We start from the raw sequence: 19,875 nt of genomic DNA, 5'->3' as shown, positions 1-19,875 counted from the left end.
CTTTCTAGTCAGAAATACAACTAGACGCTTAGGTTGAGACCAAACTTGTTCCTCTCCTTGAGCAGCGTCGACCGGGGCGTATACGACTCTGTGTAGAAGTGGTGAACGAGGAGACGACGTACTCTACATCGGACTCGATGTGCTCTGGTTGAGACCGGATTGATTACGGTTTAACTTTCTAAGCCTCTACCGGCAGAACTTCAAACGACTAGCTTGCTCGTCGCTCCGGATGATGTCGTGTTCGACGTGATCGTTGGGAGCGAACGACCGAGTTGGAAACGTGATGATAATTAATCGAACCCACTCCATGACTGTTTGAATATCGTCACAGCGACGAGAGAGTCGAAGGCTAGGACACCCCGATGCGAGTTTGCTCGGGACTGGCACAGGCGGTCCTCACGATGTGAATCCATCCACCGTTAGCTAGTCTGGATTCCATTTGGTCTCATCGTTCCACTGGCAAGGTTCTGGGGACTGCCATACCCAAACTTTCCCTATATCCGCAGGTTGTGTAACCGGAGTCAAGCGCCGAGCCAACTAGGTCCCCCGCCTATTTTTCCAACTGAGAGTGCTGAAACCATCATAAAACGCGCTGCTGACAGCTTCAAAGAAATCAAGTTGGTGGTCTCGGTCAGCCACCCGCTCCGAATTCAATACACCTGTCTGTACCACCATTGCAAAGATGACCTGTTCCGGGTAAAAATCGCAATACTGGTCCACGTACAGGGGCAACTGAATATTGCTCCAGTTCGTCTCCTCGAGAAGGGTCCATTCGTGGGATTGAACAACCGCGGCGAGAAGATTATATGGCTGGGTAATAGATTTCATAAGATAGAATGTATAAAAGTGTCAGAGGTTTGTGTCTCTGTTAACCGTACCAGCGATGTTTAGATTGCCAGCGGTGTCGAGTGTCATCTTCCGGGTAAGACTCGAACCGTCGTTGACCCAGAACGTCAGGTCTGAGTTACGTGCATCCTCGTCAATGACCCACCTATTTCCGTCCCCCGCGGCGTCGTTGAGCACGTACCTTGGTGTCTGCATCGGCCGACCATACCACTCATTTAGTCCCTGATACCATCCGATCGAGTCAGGGCTTCCGTCAAAATTGAACAAATCTCCCCCGGTGTGCCCTGCGTACTGTACTACTCCGACATTAAAACTCCCAGCAAGGTCCATGATCGGCGTCCCTGTGTTTCCTTCGGCTCGCTGTAGACGAGCAAACCCACCATTATGGACGGAGTAGTCGACTGCTGGCCCCGTGCTCCCAACTCCCTGATGTGACCGGATATCGACATAGCCACCAGAGCCCCCACGGTAGTCGACTCCACGAGTTGTTGACACAATTCCCTCGACCTCGACTCGGCAATAATTGAGCTGATTCTGGTTTCCAGTCGTGTTTTCTATCGCGATTATTGCGGAATTCCCCTGACGGCCAGTAATACCCGTGAGTACAGACCCCTGGGGCTTATCGCCTTCCTGAGCCTGTTCGAGATAGATTGCTTCGGCGCCGTCGAACGAGTCGATGTACAGCGAATCAATAAATGATCTGTGGTGCAAATGAATCTGATTCGATGACGAGAGTGCAACTCCAGACCCAAGAATGGTGAGCCCTCGGATTCCCATCACCGTCCCGTGTTTCCCCTGTATCGCAGTAACGTCCGCCTTCATATTGAGAGCCGGTAATGTCGCTCGCGTCACTCGATTCGAAGCGTTCTGGCCGTCTATGAACACCTCGTGAGGGGGAGGTGATGGTTCACGGTTAACCTCGTACACGACCGGCGGAACGACGATGTGAGCCCCAGCAGTGCTCCTATCGAATGCATCTTCCAGAGCGTCAGCCCATTCAACCGTATCCGGGTCCATCCAGACCTCGTTATTCAGAACGGCTGTACGCACTGATTCGTGATTCGCGCCCGTTCCCCCGTCGCCTACTGTGGTCGTCTCTGAGTCATACACAGTGACACCATCACTTCTAACAGAACCGACCTCGAGATCGGGTGCTCGGTTCAGTTCTGTACTCGTGTCGTTCTCGGTGTCAATCTCAGCAATCTTCAACGACGGATTCGAAGGTCGGCTGTCGTCACCAGCGAGCTGAATCGATACCGAATCCTGTGTTGTCGGGTCTATCGTGAGATACACGTGGTTCGTGCCGCCGGTTAACGGCAGCGGGAGGTTCTGTCGCTGTTCGGCGAGCACGATGTAACCTCTGTTCGTCGAGGAGTCTGCAACCACTGCCATTCCACTTCCGATAGTAACCGTGTTGTTTCGCTGGTCTGCACTTATTTTGAACCCCCGCTCGACGTAGTCGCTACTGTTGTTTCGAGCGAGCAGTCGCGCGAGGTTCGACTCGGAGATATCATCGCTGTCTTGGAAGAGCACGGTGTCGGGCATCGACCCCGATAACGTAGTCCGGAACTCGGCAATTGAGACTGGGCCGGACGTCGCTGCCAGACCCGCGGCTGCGAGAATGCCAAGCAGGCGCCGACGCGGTAGTTGCATATCGCGACTTGGGGTTGCCCCCATGGTTTGTTACCAACGAGCTACCAGCAGAGCGTCTGCTAGAGGCCCCGTAGGTACCCTCGGACGAAACTCCAGCAATAGCATCTCCCTCAGTGTGTACTCTCTTCCCGAAGGTTGCTGGTTCCTAACCCAGTCAAAGGCCGGAGTCCATGGTATCAAAGCGAAGGGGACGACTCTATCGGAGTGGTTAGCTACACCAACGAGGCGAGTCCGCTCTCGAGTTCGATAGTCGGTTCGTAGCCGAGGAGGTCACTGGACTTTGTTATGTCTGCACAGCTCCTCGCGATGTCGCCCTCGCGTGGGTCCGTGTGGACGATTTTCGGGTCTGTAGCTGCATGGTCCTGGATAGCCTCTGCAAGTTCGAGAATGCTCGTCTCGGTCCCGGTACCAACGTTGAACGACTCACCCACGTGCTCCGTCGTCGCGGCACGGAGGTTCGCCTGAATAACGTCTCGTACGTGGACGAAATCACGGGTCTGGCCGCCGTCACCCTCGACGGTGATAGGGCCGCCTTCCTTCGCCTGGTCCTGGAAAATACTTATGACGCCGCTGTACTCGCCTCCAGACTGACTGGGGCCATAAACGTTGAAGTATCGGAGCGCGACCGTTGGAACATCATACAGGTCGTTGTACAACTTAGCATAGTGGTCGATGGTGAGCTTCTCAAGCCCGTAGGGTGATTTCGGCTCGGTTGGATGACTCTCGTCGATTGGGAGCGACTCCGAGTTGCCGTAGATTGCACACGACGATGCGAGGACGACTCTGGAACCGTGTTCACGGGAGGCTTCGAGAACCCTGAGCGTGCCGGAGACGTTCACGGAGTGCGTGTCAGTCGGCGATTCGACGCTTCGCGTGACACTCACCTCTGCCGCCTCGTGGAACACGATGTCGGCATCGGCGACGAGGCCATTGACGACGTCCTCGTCCCGGACGTCACCATCGACGACCGTGACCGAATCGGGGTGGTACTGTTCGGCTGGAGCCGGACTTGAGCCGTCGTCCAGGATTACGATGTCGTTGCTTGGCGCGAGCGCACGACAGAGATGGCTGCCAATGAAACCACGACCACCAGTGACCAGCACATCACAGTCCACCGGTCCGATATCGGAAGGTACGTCGTACATCAGTTGACTAGGACTGCTGTCGTCCGCGGGATTAAACGTGCCCATCGTCTGCGGTCATCGCGATGGTTTTATTCCACTCATCGCAGAGTAACTCACTATGGACGACGTACGGTCCGCGACTGAGTCACTCCTCGCGGACAAGCCCGCTCTTGAAGATGATCTGGAAGCGGTCCTCGTCGTCGACGCGGACGCCGAGGGCTGGACTTTCGACGATGTCCCCCTTGATTCTGGGGCGTTCGGTGAGTTGGTTTCCCACGGTATCGTCGTGAAGGAGACTGATGAGTATCATGTTGCGAACCGAACAGCTGTGCGGGCCGCACTTGACGGTGACGAGGATGTGGTCAAAGACGACGGTGCTTCCGGCCCTGGCTTTTCGTTCTCGTTGCCTTCGATTGACCAGCGTGCGGCGCTTGCACTCAGTGGTGCCCTTCTGCTGGTCGTTGCGATGCGGGCGTTCCCGATTCCGTCGGTGTTCCGTGGCGACACGGTCGTGCTCTCTTCGAACGACCCGTATGCATATCGGTACGTGGTCGAGCTACTCCTCGAACAGTCTGGCGGCCCTGTCGACTTCTCCGTGCTCAACGACCCACCGATGCGCAATGGCGAACCACTCTTCGTTGTTTCCCTCTGGTTTGCAGCAGCACTCCTCGGTGGTGGACAGTATGCTACTGGTTTCCTGCTAGCGGTTTATCCTCTCGTTTCAGCGGTCTTCGTATCGCTGTTACTGTATCTGTTTACGCTCCGGCTGACCAATGATCGTCGAGTCGCACTCGCGGCCGTCGTACTGTTGGCGGTGGTCCCGGATCACGCACTGCGGACCGCGGTCGGCTTCGCAGACCACCACGCATTCGACTACGTTTGGCTTATACTCACGGCCTACGGACTCGTTCTGACGGTTGACAATCCCGACATTCGCGAGTGGGCTGGTTCGGCAGCGTCCGTCGTCCTTGCGGTCGGCATCACCGGTCAGGTTCTCGCTTGGGAGGCGGGGCCGTTACTAATCCTCCCGGTCGGTCTCGTTGTCGCTGGTTCTGCGTTCATGCTGGTGGCCAGCAAGAGATACGCTGTTCGAGACCACAGCTCCCTTTTGCTAGGAACTGGGATCTCTGCTGCGTTCGTCTGGGCTGTACATTCGACACTGAACTGGCATACAGACCTCGTCGCATCAACGCCCGCGCTACTGTTTGTGGGGGCTCTGTTTGTCACCGTGTTCGCCGAACTGTTCGTCCGGTTCGACCTCTCCGGGGGTGCGTTTGCAGCAACGGAGCTCGTCGGTGGCGTTGGAACGGTCGTTGGTCTGTTCGTGGTGTTCCCCAGTTTTGAATCAACCCTTACGGAACGAGTAGACGTTCTATTCGCCACGAGGCAGATTGCCGAGACACGGTCGTTGTTCCAGGGTGATCTTGGGCTGATAGTCGCACCGATATTCTCCTTTGGCCTCGTTCTCTTCATCGCAATTCCGTATCTCGGCTGGGCATCTTGGCTCGTGGGTCGGGAACAGCGCCGTGGTTTACTGGTGCCCTGCACGTACGCCTGGTTCCTCCTGTTCCTCGCTGTCGTACAGGTTCGGTTCAGTGGCGAGCTTGGCACGTTTGCTGCCTTTTTTGCTGGGCTTGGTTTCGTCCACCTCCTCTCTGTGGTGGACCTCACTGATACGCCACCGCTTTCACTGGTTGGGGGAAATCGTACGACGTCGTCCGGAGAGCGAAAGGGCATCTCTGTGCCCAGTGGAGAGAATCTCCGATATCTCGTGGTCATGATTCTACTCGTCGCGAGCGTTGGTTTGCTATTCACCCCACTGAAGATCGATCTGACTACCATCGAAGATCAAGAGTACAACGCCGCGGCTGCGACCCAGGAACATGCCGCGAGTAGCGAGCTAGAGTACCCCGAGAACTACGTGCTCAGCCAGTGGGACCGGAACCGGATGTACAACTACTTCGTGAGTGGGGACTCCCGTTCGTACGGCTTTGCCCGTTCGGTATATAACCCGTTCTTGACGAGCACGGATCCACAGGCCGCCTATCAACAGCTGGGGTCCAGACGAGGGTATGTAGTCACCACCAGGGAGCGCCTTCCGTCCAATCTGAACGACTCGGCCGTCGGAGCGATACTCCACGAGGACTGGGGGAGCGGGTCCTCGAGTTCGGCTGGTCTCGGACACTATCGGGCAATCCACGCGAGCTCCGATGGCTCGATAAAGGTGTTTCAGGTCGTACCTGGAGCCGTGCTTACCGGGAACGCGACCCCGGGGGAGACGGTCGTGGTGCGAACCAACGTCTCCGTTTCGGGGACCGAGTTCATCTACCGACGGACGACAGTTGCCGACAGTACGGGAGCGTTTCGTGTCCAGGTTCCGTACACTGGCACCTACACCGTCGGTACGGCTCGTATTTCCATCACAGAGTCACAGATCTTGGAGGCGGAGACCGTTGCTGTATCGTCTGTGAATACCAGTTCCTCTGTGGCGGTGACTCCCCGGGTTCATTCCTCTCTTGGGGAAAATCTGGCACCACGCACCGATTAGAACTCTCCTTCATCTCCGGTACCTGCTTGTTCTGCCACCAGTTTGCGGAAATTACATATTCAATTTTGATAGCTCTCGGCATAATCTTAACTTAAATTGCCGAAGGACGACGCCCCCATTCCAATCGGGAAGCTTAAGCGGGTAGATATGAGAATAGAGAGGTGATGGATAAGGGCTGGAGGTACCGGATCGAAAGCACAGCCGGTGTGGTTATCCTCACGGCACTCACTGTCGCAGTAGTGAACAGCCCCACTTCTCAGGCCCTCATCGGGTCTTTACCGGTCTTTGCTCGATTGCCTTCGGACTCGCCTGGTGGCGTCGAAGGACTGCTTGAGATTGGAACCACCGTGGCCGTGCTTTGTCTTGCTTTCTTACCCCTCTACAAGCCTCGGTCACGCCGGATTCTCGACACCGTCACCCTCGCGCAGAAACGGGTGCTGGTCGCGGTATTCGCGCTAGCGGCTATTGGCTATTTCGACTATACTTACCGACTCCCCCGACAGACGTTACTCGCGGTCACACCGCTGCTCCTCGTCGTCCTGCCAACCTGGCTTGTATGGATTCGCCAACGTCCGGACTCTAACGCCGACCGTGCACTTATTGTTGGCGACGACCCCGACGAGATACAACGACTCGCGAACGATGTCGATGTTACTCTACTCGGTTATCTCTGCCCGACCAACATGCTGAACCGAGGAACCCCGCACGGCAGCTTGGGTGTGGTTGCCGATGGCGGCGGAACGATCGAACCGACCTACCTCGGTGGACTCTCCCGTATCGAGGACGTAATCGTAGAACGGCAGGTTGAGACGGTCATCCTCGCCTTTGAACGGACAGACCGTGGCGAGTTCTTCGGTACCCTGGACGCCTGCTACGAGAACGGTGTTGCGGCGAAGGTCCACCGTGACCACGCGGACTCGGTCCTCACGACCGCGGGTGACATCGATACCCTCGTCGATGTCGAAATCGAACCGTGGGACGTTCAGGACTACGTCCTGAAGCGTGCCTTCGACATCGTCTTCGCGACTGTTGGACTGCTCGTTCTCACCCCTGTCATCGGGGCTGTCGCACTGGCGATCAAACTCGACGACGGTGGCAATGTCCTGTACAAACAGAGACGGACAGCCGTGTTCGGTGAGACCTTCGATGTCTACAAGTTCCGTTCGATGATCGAAAATGCCGAGGCGAAGACCGGTGCGACCATCAGCGACGAGGACGCTGGCGGTGTCGACCCACGGGTGACCCGTGTCGGTCGGATTCTCCGGAAGACACATCTGGACGAGGTCCCGCAACTCTGGTCGGTCCTCATCGGCGAGATGAGTGTCGTCGGCCCTCGACCCGAGCGTCCGGAGCTCGACTCGGATATCCAGACTGGCGTCGTCGAGTGGCGGAAACGGTGGTTCGTCAAGCCGGGTCTCACTGGACCTGCACAGGTCAACCACATCACGGGTGCAGAGCCGGAGAAGAAGATTAGGTACGACATCCAGTACGTCAAAAACCAATCTTTGTTGTTCGATGCGAAACTCGTCATCCGACAAGTCTGGGAAGTCTGGAAGGACTTGGCTGGGACACTCGGTCGCTCGTAGGAATCGTCTGATTCCACGAGTCTCTGCAGTGAGTTAGTTTAATACAATCACCGCTTTACGGACTAACCAGCAATGAACTCCGTTGGGGACCCGACTATTCTCGACTGCACATTACGTGACGGAAGCTATCCGATACAGTTCCAATTTAGCGCGGAAGACACCGGTAGGCTAGTCAAGAAGCTATCAAATGCCGGGGTCGAAAAAATTGAAGTCGGCCATGGGTTAGGGCTGAACGCGCAGGCGACTAACGGTGTTGCTGCTGCGTCTGATCGGGCCTACATCGAAGCGGCTACGAACGCGGCCGGGTCCGCTGATATCGGTGTGTTCTACATCCCAGGGATCGGAACACTCGACGACGTTCGTATGGCGGCGGACGCTGGTGCAGATTTCATCCGCATTGGAACGAACGTCGATGACTGGGAGCAGATGGAATCCCCGATAACTCTCGCTAACGATCTCGGTCTCGAGGTCTGTGCGAACTTCATGAAATCATACAGTGTCGACGCCGATTCGCTCGCGGAGGCCGCAGCTGCCGTCGTCGAATACGGTGCTGACGTTGTCTACGTCGTCGACTCCGCTGGCTGTATGCTCCCGGCAGAGGTCCGAACGTATATCTCTACACTCGTCGAGGCTCTCCCCGATGCGACGGTAGGTTTCCACTGTCACGATAACCTGAATCTGTCCGTCGCGAACTCGCTTGCTGCTGCGGACGCCGGTGCCGGTGTGGTCGACGCGACGCTTCAGGGGATCGGGCGAAGCGCCGGCAACACACCGATTGAAGTGTTTGCTACTGTCCTCCAGAAACGAGGTGGGGCAGCAAGCATCGATCAGAAGTACCTGATGGATCTCGGGCAAAACGAGATCGACCAACTGGCTGGCAGCAAGAACATCGACCCGATCGACCTGACTGCAGGTTACGCCCGGTTCCATACAAAGTTCCTCGAGATGGTGTACGAGTCCGCCGCCAAGTACGACCTCGACCCTCGTGACCTGATGGTCGCTGTCGCCGACTACGACGAGGTCCACGCCACCCAGTCGGTGGTGGACGATATCGCAGCCGAACTCTCCCGAACGGACTCCACATCCGACCTGGATGGAGCGACAGCGTATCTTTCGGATTCGGTCTCCGTCCAGTCACTGAGTGACTTCAGCCGCTGGGATTCCCTCGACGAGTTCACCGACCGCATCCGTCGTGACGGCATGAAGTACGGCAAGCAAAGCGTCCTCTCCCTCTCGAAGTCCTTCGGTGGTGAAGAGGAACCACGCCAGACCGTGATCCACCGTGATTCACAGGCTGTCATCGGAAACGTGGAGGTGACCGAAGAGCAGGTTGACGTGGTTGTTGATGAAGTCCGTGATGTCGTCGACGTCGTCTGCATCGATGTCCGTCTAACCGACCACGTTTCCCGGTCGGAGTTTGCGGACACAGTCTCGTGGTTCGACGGCCGGGACGCGATTGCAAGGGCGCTAACACATCTCGCACTTCGAGAGAGTCACTCGAACGCACTTCTCGTTGGTACCGACGACACTGTCGAGACGATTGCATCGCACTTCTCGTGGGCAGACGTCTCAACCCGAATCCGACACCCAGAAGAGATCGACGACGGCACGCTCGATTGGTGCAATCTCCTCGTCGGATTCACTAGGACCAAGCTCGGTCCCGACGTCGTCAACCGTCTCGGAGCTGATGTCACGATTATCGACGCTGGAATCACCTCGTTCTCCGAGGCCGCTATCGATCGTGCTACTTCACGTGGCATCGATATCGTCCGATCCGACGTCAGAGCAGGCTACATCTCCGAAATCAGTTGTGCACTCATTACCGAGGAACTCGCCACCCAACACATGGGTCGGACCGACTACGACGGCGTCACCGTCGTTGCAGGCGGTATCATTGGCGATGAAGGGGACGTCGTCGTCGACTCCATTCAGGAACCGAAGTCAGTGTTCGGCATTGCCGACGGCAGAGGGGGAATCAAGCAGGAAATATCGAATGTGGAGAAAGAGCGAATCGCGGTCGTTCGTGACCTTCTGGAGTGAGTGGTCAGCTCAACTCCTCGAACGCATAGACCTCGTAATAGTCGTTCTCGAAGTCAGGCTCGCTGTTTGGTGGTTGCAGGCCGATTGGGAGCATTTTCTCTTTGTCAAAGACGACCCACACGGGATCGTACTGCCCCTCGATCCATTCGATGTCCGTCGTGACGTAACCCCACTGTTCCGGACACAGTTTGTCCCGCTCGTCGATAACTGCCTGCGAGCTGGAGTCGTTCATGTTGAAGTCGACCACGCGATGCCCCGTCTTCCAAGCAATCTCTCGTGCTCGGTTGAACGGTTGTACGACTAGTGTCTCATCTCCGGATGAATCGAGAAACGTAACGAGATTTTCAAGATTGGACTCGACCGCCTCATCCGGAGTGAGCAACTTCTCAAATGAGTATATGTACGCTCCGAGGATTGCGACACCAACGAGAAGTGCAGCGAGGATTAGCAGGTTCACTAGCGTCGCTTCGACAGCGAACGCTTGAGCAAGCAGAAGTGCGCTCGGCAGGAACACGAAGTCGAGGTATCTCTCGGATTCACCCAGGAACTGTAGCGGTGGCAGGGTGGTAAGCGCGAACACGACTATCCCGGTGACAATCCACGGAACGTATACGTCCGCTAGGGGATGCGAAAACGTCCCCGTATAGTAACTGTAGATAACGAAGCAAACCGGTATCACGTACGGATTGTTGATCAGTAGCTTGATGTACCATTTCTGCCGAAGTCTTCGCAGGTCATCTTTGGAGAGGTCTCTCGACCGAATACGAGAGACAAGTGTACCAACATCGAAGTGGAAGAACCCGGCCCTCGTGTTTTCGTACGAGCTGTATTTGGTTGCGTAGTTGTACGAGTGTCGAACATGGGTTCTGAGGATGCCGATGTAGTTCCCAGCCGAGAGGAGACTCGCAACTATAATCGCTCCGGGCGGCACGACAATCGCAAGCGGACTGACGCTGAGGGAAAGGCCGATTGAGATGAACAAGAGCGCCTGAAGGGCGAATTTACTCGTTAAACATACCAGGCCTCCGAAGAACAAAGCCGCCAGAACGAACTCCAGTTGCCCTGTCTCAATGAAGAATGCACACATGAGAAACGAGATGGTGGCGACGATTACTCCGGGCTTTCGACCGCTGATTCCTGTCCCGTGTGTGAGGTCTGGACGGTTGAACGAGGGCGTAGAGATGAACAGGACGTAGCAAAGCGCGAGTGACGGGAGGTCGAGATGTCCATACAGGTATAAGAACACAAAAATACCGGTGTAGAGAACGTCAGATATTGCGCTGAAGTACCGATCTACGTCGAACACGGCTGCCGACGGGAGGAATGACAAAACCCAGTGGACCAGATAGGGGTACTGATACGTTCCACCAGTCGCCACGTTGCTGGGGTGTCGCGGATAGCGGTGGCCCGCTTCCCGAATATCCTGGATGAGCGTCAGATGCGCGTAGCCGTCCCGCGATATATCGTCTGGGGCGATCAGTCTGTACGCTATTCTGGAGCCCACAAGTAACGAGAGTAGCCCGGCGAGGACTGCTAGTTCGAACAACATACCTGTATACTCCTCTTTATCTGAACTATCGTGGCGTACCGTGTCACCGCTCGTTGCATGGTTCGAACGCCGCAGTCACCGGTGCACCATCATCACAGCCATCTATCACGAGTGCGTAGCAGTGTACGTAACCGTCTGCAGTTGGTGGGTCGGACAGGTTCACGAGGTTTTCGACGATAACGACATCGTCCTCCAGTAGTCGTTCGTGGGCTTCGAGGCCACCAACCCTGTCGTGGCTGGTGCCGACGACCTCGACATCGTTCACCAGAAGAGCGTCGATGGTGTCCTCGGGAATCTGGGTTGCACCGATGTCGAAAAACGATACCGGCCGGAGGGCAGCAGGGTCCGGGGTCGGGGTCGTGAAGATTCGTGCGTCCCCCGAGAGATCCCACCTCGGACCGCCGTCAAGGCCGACGTGCGGCGGGAAGTCCGCGTGGGTTCCGTGGTGCACGCGAATCTGTGCGTACGACGTCGCGTACCCGTTGTTCTCGCGGGTCGTCTTCATGAACGGTTCGACTGTCGTGCTCAGTCTGTAGCGATTGTCACTCATCTTTGATGTGGAACTCGAGGAGGGATTCTGCCTCCTCCGCCGACTGGTACGCGGAGTCACGGGTCGGGCCGTGCGTGATAACGGAGCCGCATCTGTCGTGCCCTTCCTTGACGGGTTCAATCGTGTCGTCGGGCTCTATCCAGATACGGCACGAGAGTACGTCGTCACGTTGCCGCACGGTATCGACGCCGGAGACCGATTCGAGGATACCCGGTTCCGGTGTCAGGAACCGGTACGTCACACCGTCGCGTTTCTTCGGCTCGAAGTCGACGTCAGTGTCGCCCGAGTAGAGCTTCGCGATGTTCTGGAAGTATGGTATGCCGGTGACAGCGGGAACGATCGGATCGGCGGTAGCACCTCCACCGCATCGAGCTCCGAGTTCGAACAGCTTCGGACCCTCGTCGGTGTACGCGAGCTCGACGTGTGCAGCACCGAAATCGATGCCCAGTGCATCTACGGCATCGATTGCGGCATCGGCTATCTGCTGGCGCGCTTCGCTCTTTGTCGGGTAGATGACGCTCTTGTCGACTCGGTAGGGGAGCGGCGTCTTCTCCTTATCGGAGATCGCGACGACCGTTGGATCGTCGTTCGGTACGGTGACGACTTCGATGCTGTGTTCGGAGCCGACGGCCATCTCTTCGACGATGATGCGTTCGTCATCGTCGTACGGTGACTGGGCGAACGAGAAGGCGTCGGCGACTTCGGACGCGTCCTCGACGATAGAGACACCGCGACTGCCACCACCAGTGCTGTCCGCTGGTTTGAACACGGTCGTACCGGGGATGGAGTCGAACGCTTCGTGGGCGCCTTCGAGGGTGGTGACAACCTCGAAGTCGGGTTGAGAGAGACCCGCCTTCTCCCACTGTCGGCGCATCTCGGCTTTATCGATGCATCGACTGGCGACGGACGGTTTGATTCCCGGCAGATCGAGTTCGTCGGACACGACTGCAGCAGTCCGAACACCGTAGTCATTCACGGGAAGGACACCGTCGACGCCGTACATCTCGGCGACTTCCCGTGTCCCATCGATGTCCATGATGTCGACTGGTTCGCTGTCGTCAGCGGCGGCGAACCCTGGCGCGGTCTCGTCCTGATCGGTCACGACGACGTGGCTACAAACGTCGCTCGCTCCTCGAATCAGGTCGACGTACGAGGTGCCAGCTCCGAGGATCAAGAGGCTATTCTGTGTCATGCGTGTCGTACTCCGCGAGTGCGTTCGCGATGGTTTCACAGCAGCGGGTGACGTACGATTCACTGACGTCGCTCGTGACCCAGAGATTCAGGGTCTCATCAGCGAGCCGTTCGGCGGTTGGAACGTCTGCCTCGGAACCGAACCGTCGGTGGATAGTCTCGTAGAGCGTACTCACGTGGATGTCTCTCTCTCGCAGGTACGTTACTATATAATCTCTGACTTCCCGGGTCGGAAGTCGGATGCTGTACCGGTAGTAGACGGTCCCGTCTTTCGGGTCCGGATGTGTGATTCGGGGGTCTTCGAGCTCGTTCCGGTAGCGGTCTGCGTTCGCCTTCCGAGCCGCGATCTCGTCCTCGAGCTCGTTCAGGGTCGGTGAGACGTGCCCGGGAAGCTCGTCCGTCGTGCCCCGTACGTACAGCTCCCTGAACACGGAGGGGAACGGCTCGAACAACTGGTGGGCGGTCTCGGTTACCTCCTTGAGATCTTCGATGGCATAGTAGAGTTCCCTGTAGTGGTCGTACAGTACTTCGAGCCGGTCATCGTCTCGCACGGGGATCTGCTGCTCGAGTTTGCGGACGGTCGTCGCGGTCGCTTCGTCGTCAGTGAGGACCGCGCCGCCTGTACCCACGTCGATAGGTTTCCCGGCCCCAAAGCTGAGGATGGAGGCGTCACCGAAGGATCCGAGAGGGTCGCCGTTCGGCATCGTTCCAACGGACTGGCACGCGTCCTCGAGGACGAGCGCGTCGTACTCGTCGGCGATGGATCTGATCTCGTCCATCGCTGCCTGATGTCCGAACATGTGGATGGGGACGACCGCATCGGTGTTCTCGGAGATCATCGATTCGAGGGACTTCGGGTCGATCGTGTAGTCCGAACGAACGTCACAGAACTGCGGTGTCGCATCGGCATACAACGCGGCGTACACAGGCGATGGGCAGGTGTATGCTGGGAAGATAACGTCGCCAGAGACCTCATATGCGTTGAATAACAGCATCAGGCCAGTCGTTGCTCTGCCGACGAGTACACAGTGCTCCCGATCGAACTGCGTGGCCAGACGCGCTTCTACCGATCGGCGTGTCACCTCCTCGCCTCGCTTCTGTTTTTCGGACATTTGTGGTGCTCTTCGGGTCGGATCCTACTGGAGACGGTCGTCACCGACGTTCGAGACGACCGCGGATGCGAGCTCCATCGCACGTTCACCGTCTTCGATGCCTACCCGCGGCTGATTTCGTGTTCGAACACAGTTCGCGAAGTGCTCGAGTTCCTGCTTGAGCGGCTCGCGGTTCCTGATGAACGGCGTCTCTGTGATGGTTTCCGTCCGGAAACCACTGGAACCGTAGATAGACTTCATCTCGTCGGTCCCACGACGTTGAATGGTGAGGTTCTGTTCCTGATAGTCCAGGGTGATGTACGAGTTTTGCGTCGTGACAGAGAGCTTCCTGACCTTCCCGTGTGTCACGTGACTGGCCGTCGCGGTCGCGACGATGTCGGAGTCGAAGTCGAGAGTCGCGACAACGTAGTCGAGTTCGTCGGACCGTGCGGTCGTGCCCACTGCGCTGATTCGAGGTGGAACATCGCCTACCAGATCGACGATCACGTCGAGATCATGGATCATGAGGTCGAAGACGACGCTCACATCGGTTAAGTGTTCGTTGAACGGACCGAGGCGGTGTGCCTCGATGCTGATGACGTCTTCGTCGCGGATGATCTCTTTCAGGGTCTCCACCGCCGGATTGAACCGCTCGATGTGTCCGACCTGGACGATGGCATCGTGCTTCGAGGCGGCGGTGGCGATGGCACGACAGCCTTCCATGGTCAGCGCGAGCGGTTTCTCGATAAGTACGTCCATTCCGTTCTCCATGGCCTCGACGGCTACCGATTCGTGGAGATGATTCGGGACGACGATACTCGCGGCCGCTGCCGTAGAGATCTCCGAGATATCGTCGTAGACGGTGACGTCGTAGGAGTCGCGGATAGCGGACGCAAGCTCTTCGTCCGGTTCGACGACCTCGACCAGCTCCGTTTCGGGGAGGTCGTCGTACACGCGAACGTGATTCGCCCCCATATTGCCCGCGCCGACGACGGCGACCGGAATCGGATCTGCGGTCATTAGGCTCCGATTTCTCGCGAGAGTACTTCCACTATGTGGTCTACGTCAGTGGGGTCGACGTTGGGATGTACGGGAAGCGAGATCGCGGTCTCACTCGCACGACTGGCCTCTGGATAGCGTTCCTCGTGTCCGTATGCCGGCTGTTCCGGTATCGGCTTCGGGTAGTAGATGCCGTACCCAATGCCTGCATCGTCCAGAACAGTCTTCATGCGTTCACGTTCGGTGGTGCGAACGGTGTACTGGTGGAAGGCGTGCGTTCGATCTTCGGGCATGGTCGGGGTGACGAGAGCTGTCTCCGACAGACCACTGGTCAGACGGCGGGCGTTCTCTTGCCGTGCTTCCACCCAGTCCGGCAGCCGTGAGAGCTGCTCCAGACCGATTGCCGCCTGGACGTTCGTCATCCGGAAGTTGTATCCGACGAACGCGTGCTCGTACGTGTCGGTTCGACCGTGATTGATGAGTTGACGTGCACGAGCGGCAATCTCATCGTCGTCGGTCGTAATCATCCCGCCTTCGGCCGTCGTCATATTCTTAGTCGGATAGAAGGAGAAGGCACCGGCGTCACCGAGTGCGCCGACTTGGTCGCCGTCGAACGTGGCTCCGTGTGCCTGGGCAGCGTCCTCGAATAGCTGGAGGTCGTACTCGTCGGCGATGGACCGCATCTCGTCCATTGCTGCGGGGAGTCCGTACAGATGGACGGGCATCAGTGCAGTGATACCGTCTCGTCGGTCGAGTACATCGCGGACTGCGTGCGGGGACAGGTTGTAGGTCTCCGGATTGATATCGGCGAACGCGGGCGTCCCGTCCGCGTGGACGACGGCGTTCGCACTGGCCACGAACGAGAACGGCGAGGTCAACACGGCGTCTGTGCTTCCGATTCCAGCCGCTTCGAGCATCGTATGGAGCGCGGTGGTTCCGGACGAGGTCGCGATGGCGTGTTCGACACCCACGTACTCGGCGAAGGCGGTCTCGAACTCCCGAACAACGTCACCGTCTGCGATCATCCCCGAGTCGAGGACATCACCGACGGCGTGTTTTGCGGCGTCGGATATCTCGGGGTTCGCTATGGGTATCACAGGTCGTTCCCTCCGGTGAGCTCCTCGGGGAGTGTCTGGTGGGTTGCGGGGACTCCCGCGGCGAGTGTTCGTGGTGGAACATCCTCTGTCACCACCGCGCCGGCGGCGATAAACGCATTCTCTCCAATCGTGACATCCGGAAGGATCGTGGCGTTCGCACCAACCGAGACATCGTCCCGAAGTGTAGGGCCAGTCAGCTCGTAGTCAGAGCGCACCGGGAACATATCGTTGAGTAGGGTCGCTTTCGGTCCGAGAAAGACACGGTCACCAATGGTCGTGTTGCGTGGGATGTAGACTCCAGTCTGCATACTCACGCTGTCTCCCACATCAGTCTCCCCATCGATCACAGTCTGTGTCCCGACGAGGCTGTCGTCTCCGATGACCGTCTGTTCACGGATGAGCGCATGATGGCCTGTCTGGAGTCGCTTACCAATCGTAACGTCGTTGTAGAGAATCGTCCCCGACCGGATTACGCTTCCTTCACCGACCGTTGGTGCCTCGGAATCGGTGTCATATGAGACACCTAACGTAGCCCCGGCGTGGACTGTGACTCCATTTGGTTGCTCAGCATCGTCTTCCATGTGGACGGGGTACTGAGGCAACCATGAAAGATACGTCGAAAGACAAACCCTCTCTGGTCTCCCTCTTTAGAAAGATCCTAACCGGATATCCAACTGGTCACTCTTCGACCGAAGCAAATTTATTGATTGTCTACCGAAACTGTAGCCATGAAAATCGCTGTTGTCGGTGCTTCTGGCTTTGTTGGACGGAACCTGTTGGATGAACTCTCGGAAACCGAACACGAAGTGCGTGCGTGCGACATCAAACCGGTAAATCATGATGCAGACAATATTTCTTTCCACGAACTCGATATCACCGACGCCGACGCCGTGAGCGATGCTCTGGAGGATGTCGACTCGGTAGCTCACCTCGCGGCCCATCCTCTCCCGGCTAGCACCGAAGACCCGAAGCTGAACGCCGACATCAACATCGGTGGGACACTCAACGTTCTAGATGCGGCTCGAGAGCACGACGTCGACAAGATTTTCTTCTCTTCCGCATCGTCCCTCGTCGGTGAAGTGGAAGAGGTCCCCGTCTCCGAGGACCACCCTGCGTCACCACAATCGCCGTATGGGGTCGCGAAACACGCAGTCGAGGAGTACCTCGAGGTGTACAACGATCTGTACGATCTCGACTATCTTGTATTCCGGTTCTTCAACGTCTACGGCCCGTATCAGCCCGAAGATTCCGGTGCGCTAATTCCGGTTGTGATGTCCCGACTCGCCCGGGGAGACGGAGTCTTCGTGACCGGGGATGGCTCCCAGACGCGGGACTTCATCTTCGTCCGGGACATTACCGAACTCATCGTCGAAGGACTCGAAGGTGATGTGCGAAACGAAGTCGTGAACATGGGGCGGGGTATGGAGACGGAGATTCTCGAAGCTATCGAACTGGTCGCGGATGTGGTCGATGTCGACCCTGAAATCGAACGTAAGCCCGAACGTCCAGATGAGATTGATGATTTCTACGCCGATATGTCGAGATGCGAGACACTGTTTGGAACGGTCCCCAACACGTCGCTCCAGGAGGGGCTCGAACAGACCTACGAGTGGATCGAACCCCGCATAGAAGACTGATGTGTGGTATCTGTGGAGTCGTCGGAGCTGAGCGTCCTCGGGCAGTGGAGCGAATGTCGACTTCCCAGACGCATCGCGGCCCTAACGATGTTGGCGTCCACCAGGACGAGCGTGTCACGCTCGCGAATCAGCGCCTCAGTGTAATCGATGTTGAGGGCGGCGATCAACCGATATACAACGAGGACGGAGACGTCGCAGTCGTGTTCAATGGTGAGATATTCAATTTCCCGTCGCTCCGTGCAGACCTCCGTGCACGTGGTCACACGTTCTCGACCGACACAGATACCGAGGTTTTCGTCCACGGGTACGAAGAATACGGTACCGACTTCTTCGAGCAGTTGAACGGGATGTTCGGTGTCGCGATCTACGATCAGACCCGAGACCGATTGCTGCTCGCCAGGGACCGGGCGGGAATTAAGCCGCTCTACATCACCGACCTCGGAGATTCGCTCGCATTCGCAAGCGAACCCAAAGCGTTTCTTCAAAGCGGACTCGTCGAACCTGCCGTCGACAGGGATGCACTTCGGTACTTTTTGCAGCTACGTTACTCGCCTTCGAAGGATTCACTGTTTGAGGGAATCTCTCCGGTTCCACCGGGGACTTACGTTGACGTTCAGCTAACTAACGCGGGCTACAAATCCACAGAACATCAGTTCTGGACCCTCGCTGACGTCCCGTCGTCGCCGCCGACAAACCCAACACAGGCGGTCCGGAATACTCTCCGTCGCGCGGTCGGGCGACAGCTCATGAGCGATGTGCCTATCGGATTTTACTTATCCGGTGGTCTTGACACGAGTAGCGTTGTGGCGCTTGCGGACGAGATCTCTGACGAGCCGATACATACGTTCTGTATGGCGTTCGCCGATAGCAAGTGGGATGAAAGTGCTGACGCACGTGCTGTAGCCGAGCATTTCGGGACGAATCATCATGAGATTACCATCGGGGGTGACTTCATGTCTGACTTTCCCGAGATGATCTGGTACGCAGGTGAACCGAAACGCAACCTCTACCCGTATTATGTCGCCCAGAAGATGAGCGAGAATGTAACGGTTGCACTGGGTGGCCTTGGCGCAGACGAGTTGTTTGGCGGGTACGTCTATCGGTATAATCAACTGAAGGAGTTAGAGACGATTCGAGCATCCCACGGCGGTGGGACGGCCGCAGTAACTGAACGTGCTGCAAAGGTGAGAGCAGCACAGCTCGCAGAGGGGCCGCTCGAGAACGACCACGTGCTTGAGGAGGTCGGAACGCTCGAGCATCTCGATGACCCGGCGCAACTGTACCTGTTACTGAACAGCTCGGACGTTCTGGGCGACGACGAGTTCTATGACGCCCGTGTGTTCGCGGAGGAACTCGTCGGGCAGGAGTCACCGACAGAGACGATACGTGAACGGCTTTCGGACGTCCGTGTCGACGGTGACACAGACCTTCGAGAGCGAGCGCTCCAGTGGGACTTCACAGTGAAGCTTCCGAACGACTTCCTCTTCGTTGAGGACCGTATGAGCATGGCACACTCGCTAGAATCGCGTGTCCCGTTCCTAGATAACGAACTCATTGACCTCGCGTTTTCCCTCCCCCTCTCGGAAAAGTTCGGTGGTTCCTCGAAGGCTCAGGTTGGCAAACAGGTGCTTCGAAATGCGATGCGAGAGTACCTTCCGGAATCCGTGTTCGAAAAGGATAAGCAGGGATTCACGATGCCGACGTTCGAGTTCGCGAAGGTTGAACTCCTGGACGAGGCACGACTCATCCTCAACGACGCACACGTTGTTAATGATGGGTTCGTCGACGAATCGTATGTGGACAACCTCCTCGATAGACGTCCACACCGAGCACTCACGCCCCACTACAAGATGTTGTGGAAGGTCGTTGCACTGGAAATATGGTACCAGACATTTATCGTGAATGGAGCTAAAGGCCCTCTTGCGCTTGAGTCGTATTATACGTGAGCCGTTGACGTCTTCCAA

At 57.2% G+C, this 19,875-nt stretch carries 14 protein-coding genes; 5 read left to right on the top strand and 9 right to left on the bottom strand.

What is annotated here, in order from left to right:
• Positions 1-849 precede the first annotated feature (849 nt).
• Complete coding sequence (locus ACSG06_RS21250; protein WP_440992295.1) at positions 850-2,391, bottom strand: hypothetical protein; 1,542 nt, start codon at positions 2,389-2,391, stop codon at positions 850-852.
• Positions 2,392-2,711: 320 nt separating this feature from the next.
• Positions 2,712-3,644: an NAD-dependent epimerase/dehydratase family protein gene (locus ACSG06_RS21245; protein WP_440992294.1), complete on the bottom strand. Its 933-nt coding sequence runs from the start codon at positions 3,642-3,644 to the stop codon at positions 2,712-2,714.
• A 97-nt stretch (positions 3,645-3,741) separates the two neighbouring features.
• On the opposite strand from ACSG06_RS21245, the gene ACSG06_RS21240 reads away from it, so the two are divergent.
• From ACSG06_RS21240 to ACSG06_RS21230, 3 genes are all read left to right on the top strand, one after another.
• A complete protein-coding gene (locus ACSG06_RS21240) occupies positions 3,742-6,171 on the top strand; it encodes an STT3 domain-containing protein (protein WP_440992293.1) in 2,430 nt (809 codons plus the stop codon).
• A gap of 164 nt (positions 6,172-6,335) precedes the next feature.
• Positions 6,336-7,757, top strand: a complete 1,422-nt coding sequence (locus ACSG06_RS21235; protein WP_440992292.1) for a sugar transferase — start codon at positions 6,336-6,338, stop codon at positions 7,755-7,757.
• A 72-nt stretch (positions 7,758-7,829) separates the two neighbouring features.
• Complete coding sequence (locus ACSG06_RS21230; protein ID WP_440992291.1) at positions 7,830-9,797, top strand: hydroxymethylglutaryl-CoA lyase-like TIM-barrel protein; 1,968 nt, start codon at positions 7,830-7,832, stop codon at positions 9,795-9,797.
• A 4-nt stretch (positions 9,798-9,801) separates the two neighbouring features.
• Here the strand turns inward: ACSG06_RS21230 and ACSG06_RS21225 are convergent, their stop codons facing one another.
• Genes ACSG06_RS21225 through ACSG06_RS21195 form a run of 7 tightly spaced genes read right to left on the bottom strand, consistent with a single transcriptional unit; the run spans position 9,802 to position 16,855 of the window.
• Positions 9,802-11,346, bottom strand: coding sequence for a hypothetical protein (locus ACSG06_RS21225; RefSeq protein WP_440992290.1), 1,545 nt, complete (start codon positions 11,344-11,346; stop codon positions 9,802-9,804).
• A gap of 43 nt (positions 11,347-11,389) precedes the next feature.
• A complete protein-coding gene (locus ACSG06_RS21220) occupies positions 11,390-11,896 on the bottom strand; it encodes a cyclase family protein (RefSeq protein ID WP_440992289.1) in 507 nt (168 codons plus the stop codon).
• Positions 11,889-13,088, bottom strand: coding sequence for an ATP-grasp domain-containing protein (locus ACSG06_RS21215; protein WP_440992288.1), 1,200 nt, complete (start codon positions 13,086-13,088; stop codon positions 11,889-11,891). Before ACSG06_RS21215 ends, ACSG06_RS21220 begins: the two co-directional genes overlap by 8 nt.
• Positions 13,075-14,199 (bottom strand): DegT/DnrJ/EryC1/StrS family aminotransferase, encoded by a 1,125-nt coding sequence (locus tag ACSG06_RS21210; protein WP_440992287.1) that lies wholly within the window; start codon positions 14,197-14,199, stop codon positions 13,075-13,077. Before ACSG06_RS21210 ends, ACSG06_RS21215 begins: the two co-directional genes overlap by 14 nt.
• 24 nt (positions 14,200-14,223) lie before the next feature.
• Positions 14,224-15,198, bottom strand: coding sequence for a Gfo/Idh/MocA family oxidoreductase (locus ACSG06_RS21205; RefSeq protein WP_440992286.1), 975 nt, complete (start codon positions 15,196-15,198; stop codon positions 14,224-14,226).
• A complete protein-coding gene (locus ACSG06_RS21200; protein ID WP_440992285.1) occupies positions 15,198-16,274 on the bottom strand; it encodes a DegT/DnrJ/EryC1/StrS family aminotransferase in 1,077 nt (358 codons plus the stop codon). Before ACSG06_RS21200 ends, ACSG06_RS21205 begins: the two co-directional genes overlap by 1 nt.
• Positions 16,271-16,855 (bottom strand): acyltransferase, encoded by a 585-nt coding sequence (locus ACSG06_RS21195; RefSeq protein ID WP_440992284.1) that lies wholly within the window; start codon positions 16,853-16,855, stop codon positions 16,271-16,273. The genes ACSG06_RS21200 and ACSG06_RS21195 overlap by 4 nt, the downstream gene beginning before the upstream one ends.
• Before the next feature lie 147 nt (positions 16,856-17,002).
• Here ACSG06_RS21195 and ACSG06_RS21190 point away from each other — a divergent pair, with 147 nt between their 5' ends.
• A complete protein-coding gene (locus ACSG06_RS21190) occupies positions 17,003-17,911 on the top strand; it encodes an NAD-dependent epimerase/dehydratase family protein (protein ID WP_440992283.1) in 909 nt (302 codons plus the stop codon).
• Entirely contained in the window at positions 17,818-19,857 is a 2,040-nt protein-coding gene (asnB, locus tag ACSG06_RS21185) for an asparagine synthase (glutamine-hydrolyzing) (protein WP_440992282.1), read from the top strand. Before ACSG06_RS21190 ends, asnB begins: the two co-directional genes overlap by 94 nt.
• Positions 19,858-19,875: the final 18 nt, after the last annotated feature.

Origin of the sequence: Haloarchaeobius baliensis (assembly GCF_052060055.1) — an archaeon.
Classification (GTDB): domain Archaea; phylum Halobacteriota; class Halobacteria; order Halobacteriales; family Natrialbaceae; genus Haloarchaeobius; species Haloarchaeobius baliensis.
The sequence above is the reverse complement of the archived record's forward strand: the minus strand, read 5'-3'. Positions and strand labels throughout refer to the sequence as shown.

Bases quoted from the DNA above. Each gene is read 5' to 3' on its own strand.
- ACSG06_RS21250 (WP_440992295.1), bottom strand. From the start codon at position 2,391: ATGCCCGACACCGTGCTCTTCCAAGACAGCGATGATATCTCCGAGTCG.
- ACSG06_RS21245 (WP_440992294.1), bottom strand. From the start codon at position 3,644: ATGTACGACGTACCTTCCGATATCGGACCGGTGGACTGTGATGTGCTG.
- ACSG06_RS21240 (WP_440992293.1), top strand. From the start codon at position 3,742: ATGGACGACGTACGGTCCGCGACTGAGTCACTCCTCGCGGACAAGCCC.
- ACSG06_RS21235 (WP_440992292.1), top strand. From the start codon at position 6,336: ATGGATAAGGGCTGGAGGTACCGGATCGAAAGCACAGCCGGTGTGGTT.
- ACSG06_RS21230 (WP_440992291.1), top strand. From the start codon at position 7,830: ATGAACTCCGTTGGGGACCCGACTATTCTCGACTGCACATTACGTGAC.
- ACSG06_RS21225 (WP_440992290.1), bottom strand. From the start codon at position 11,346: ATGTTGTTCGAACTAGCAGTCCTCGCCGGGCTACTCTCGTTACTTGTG.
- ACSG06_RS21220 (WP_440992289.1), bottom strand. From the start codon at position 11,896: ATGAGTGACAATCGCTACAGACTGAGCACGACAGTCGAACCGTTCATG.
- ACSG06_RS21215 (WP_440992288.1), bottom strand. From the start codon at position 13,088: ATGACACAGAATAGCCTCTTGATCCTCGGAGCTGGCACCTCGTACGTC.
- ACSG06_RS21210 (WP_440992287.1), bottom strand. From the start codon at position 14,199: ATGTCCGAAAAACAGAAGCGAGGCGAGGAGGTGACACGCCGATCGGTA.
- ACSG06_RS21205 (WP_440992286.1), bottom strand. From the start codon at position 15,198: ATGACCGCAGATCCGATTCCGGTCGCCGTCGTCGGCGCGGGCAATATG.
- ACSG06_RS21195 (WP_440992284.1), bottom strand. From the start codon at position 16,855: ATGGAAGACGATGCTGAGCAACCAAATGGAGTCACAGTCCACGCCGGG.
- ACSG06_RS21190 (WP_440992283.1), top strand. From the start codon at position 17,003: ATGAAAATCGCTGTTGTCGGTGCTTCTGGCTTTGTTGGACGGAACCTG.
- asnB (WP_440992282.1), top strand. From the start codon at position 17,818: ATGCGAGACACTGTTTGGAACGGTCCCCAACACGTCGCTCCAGGAGGG.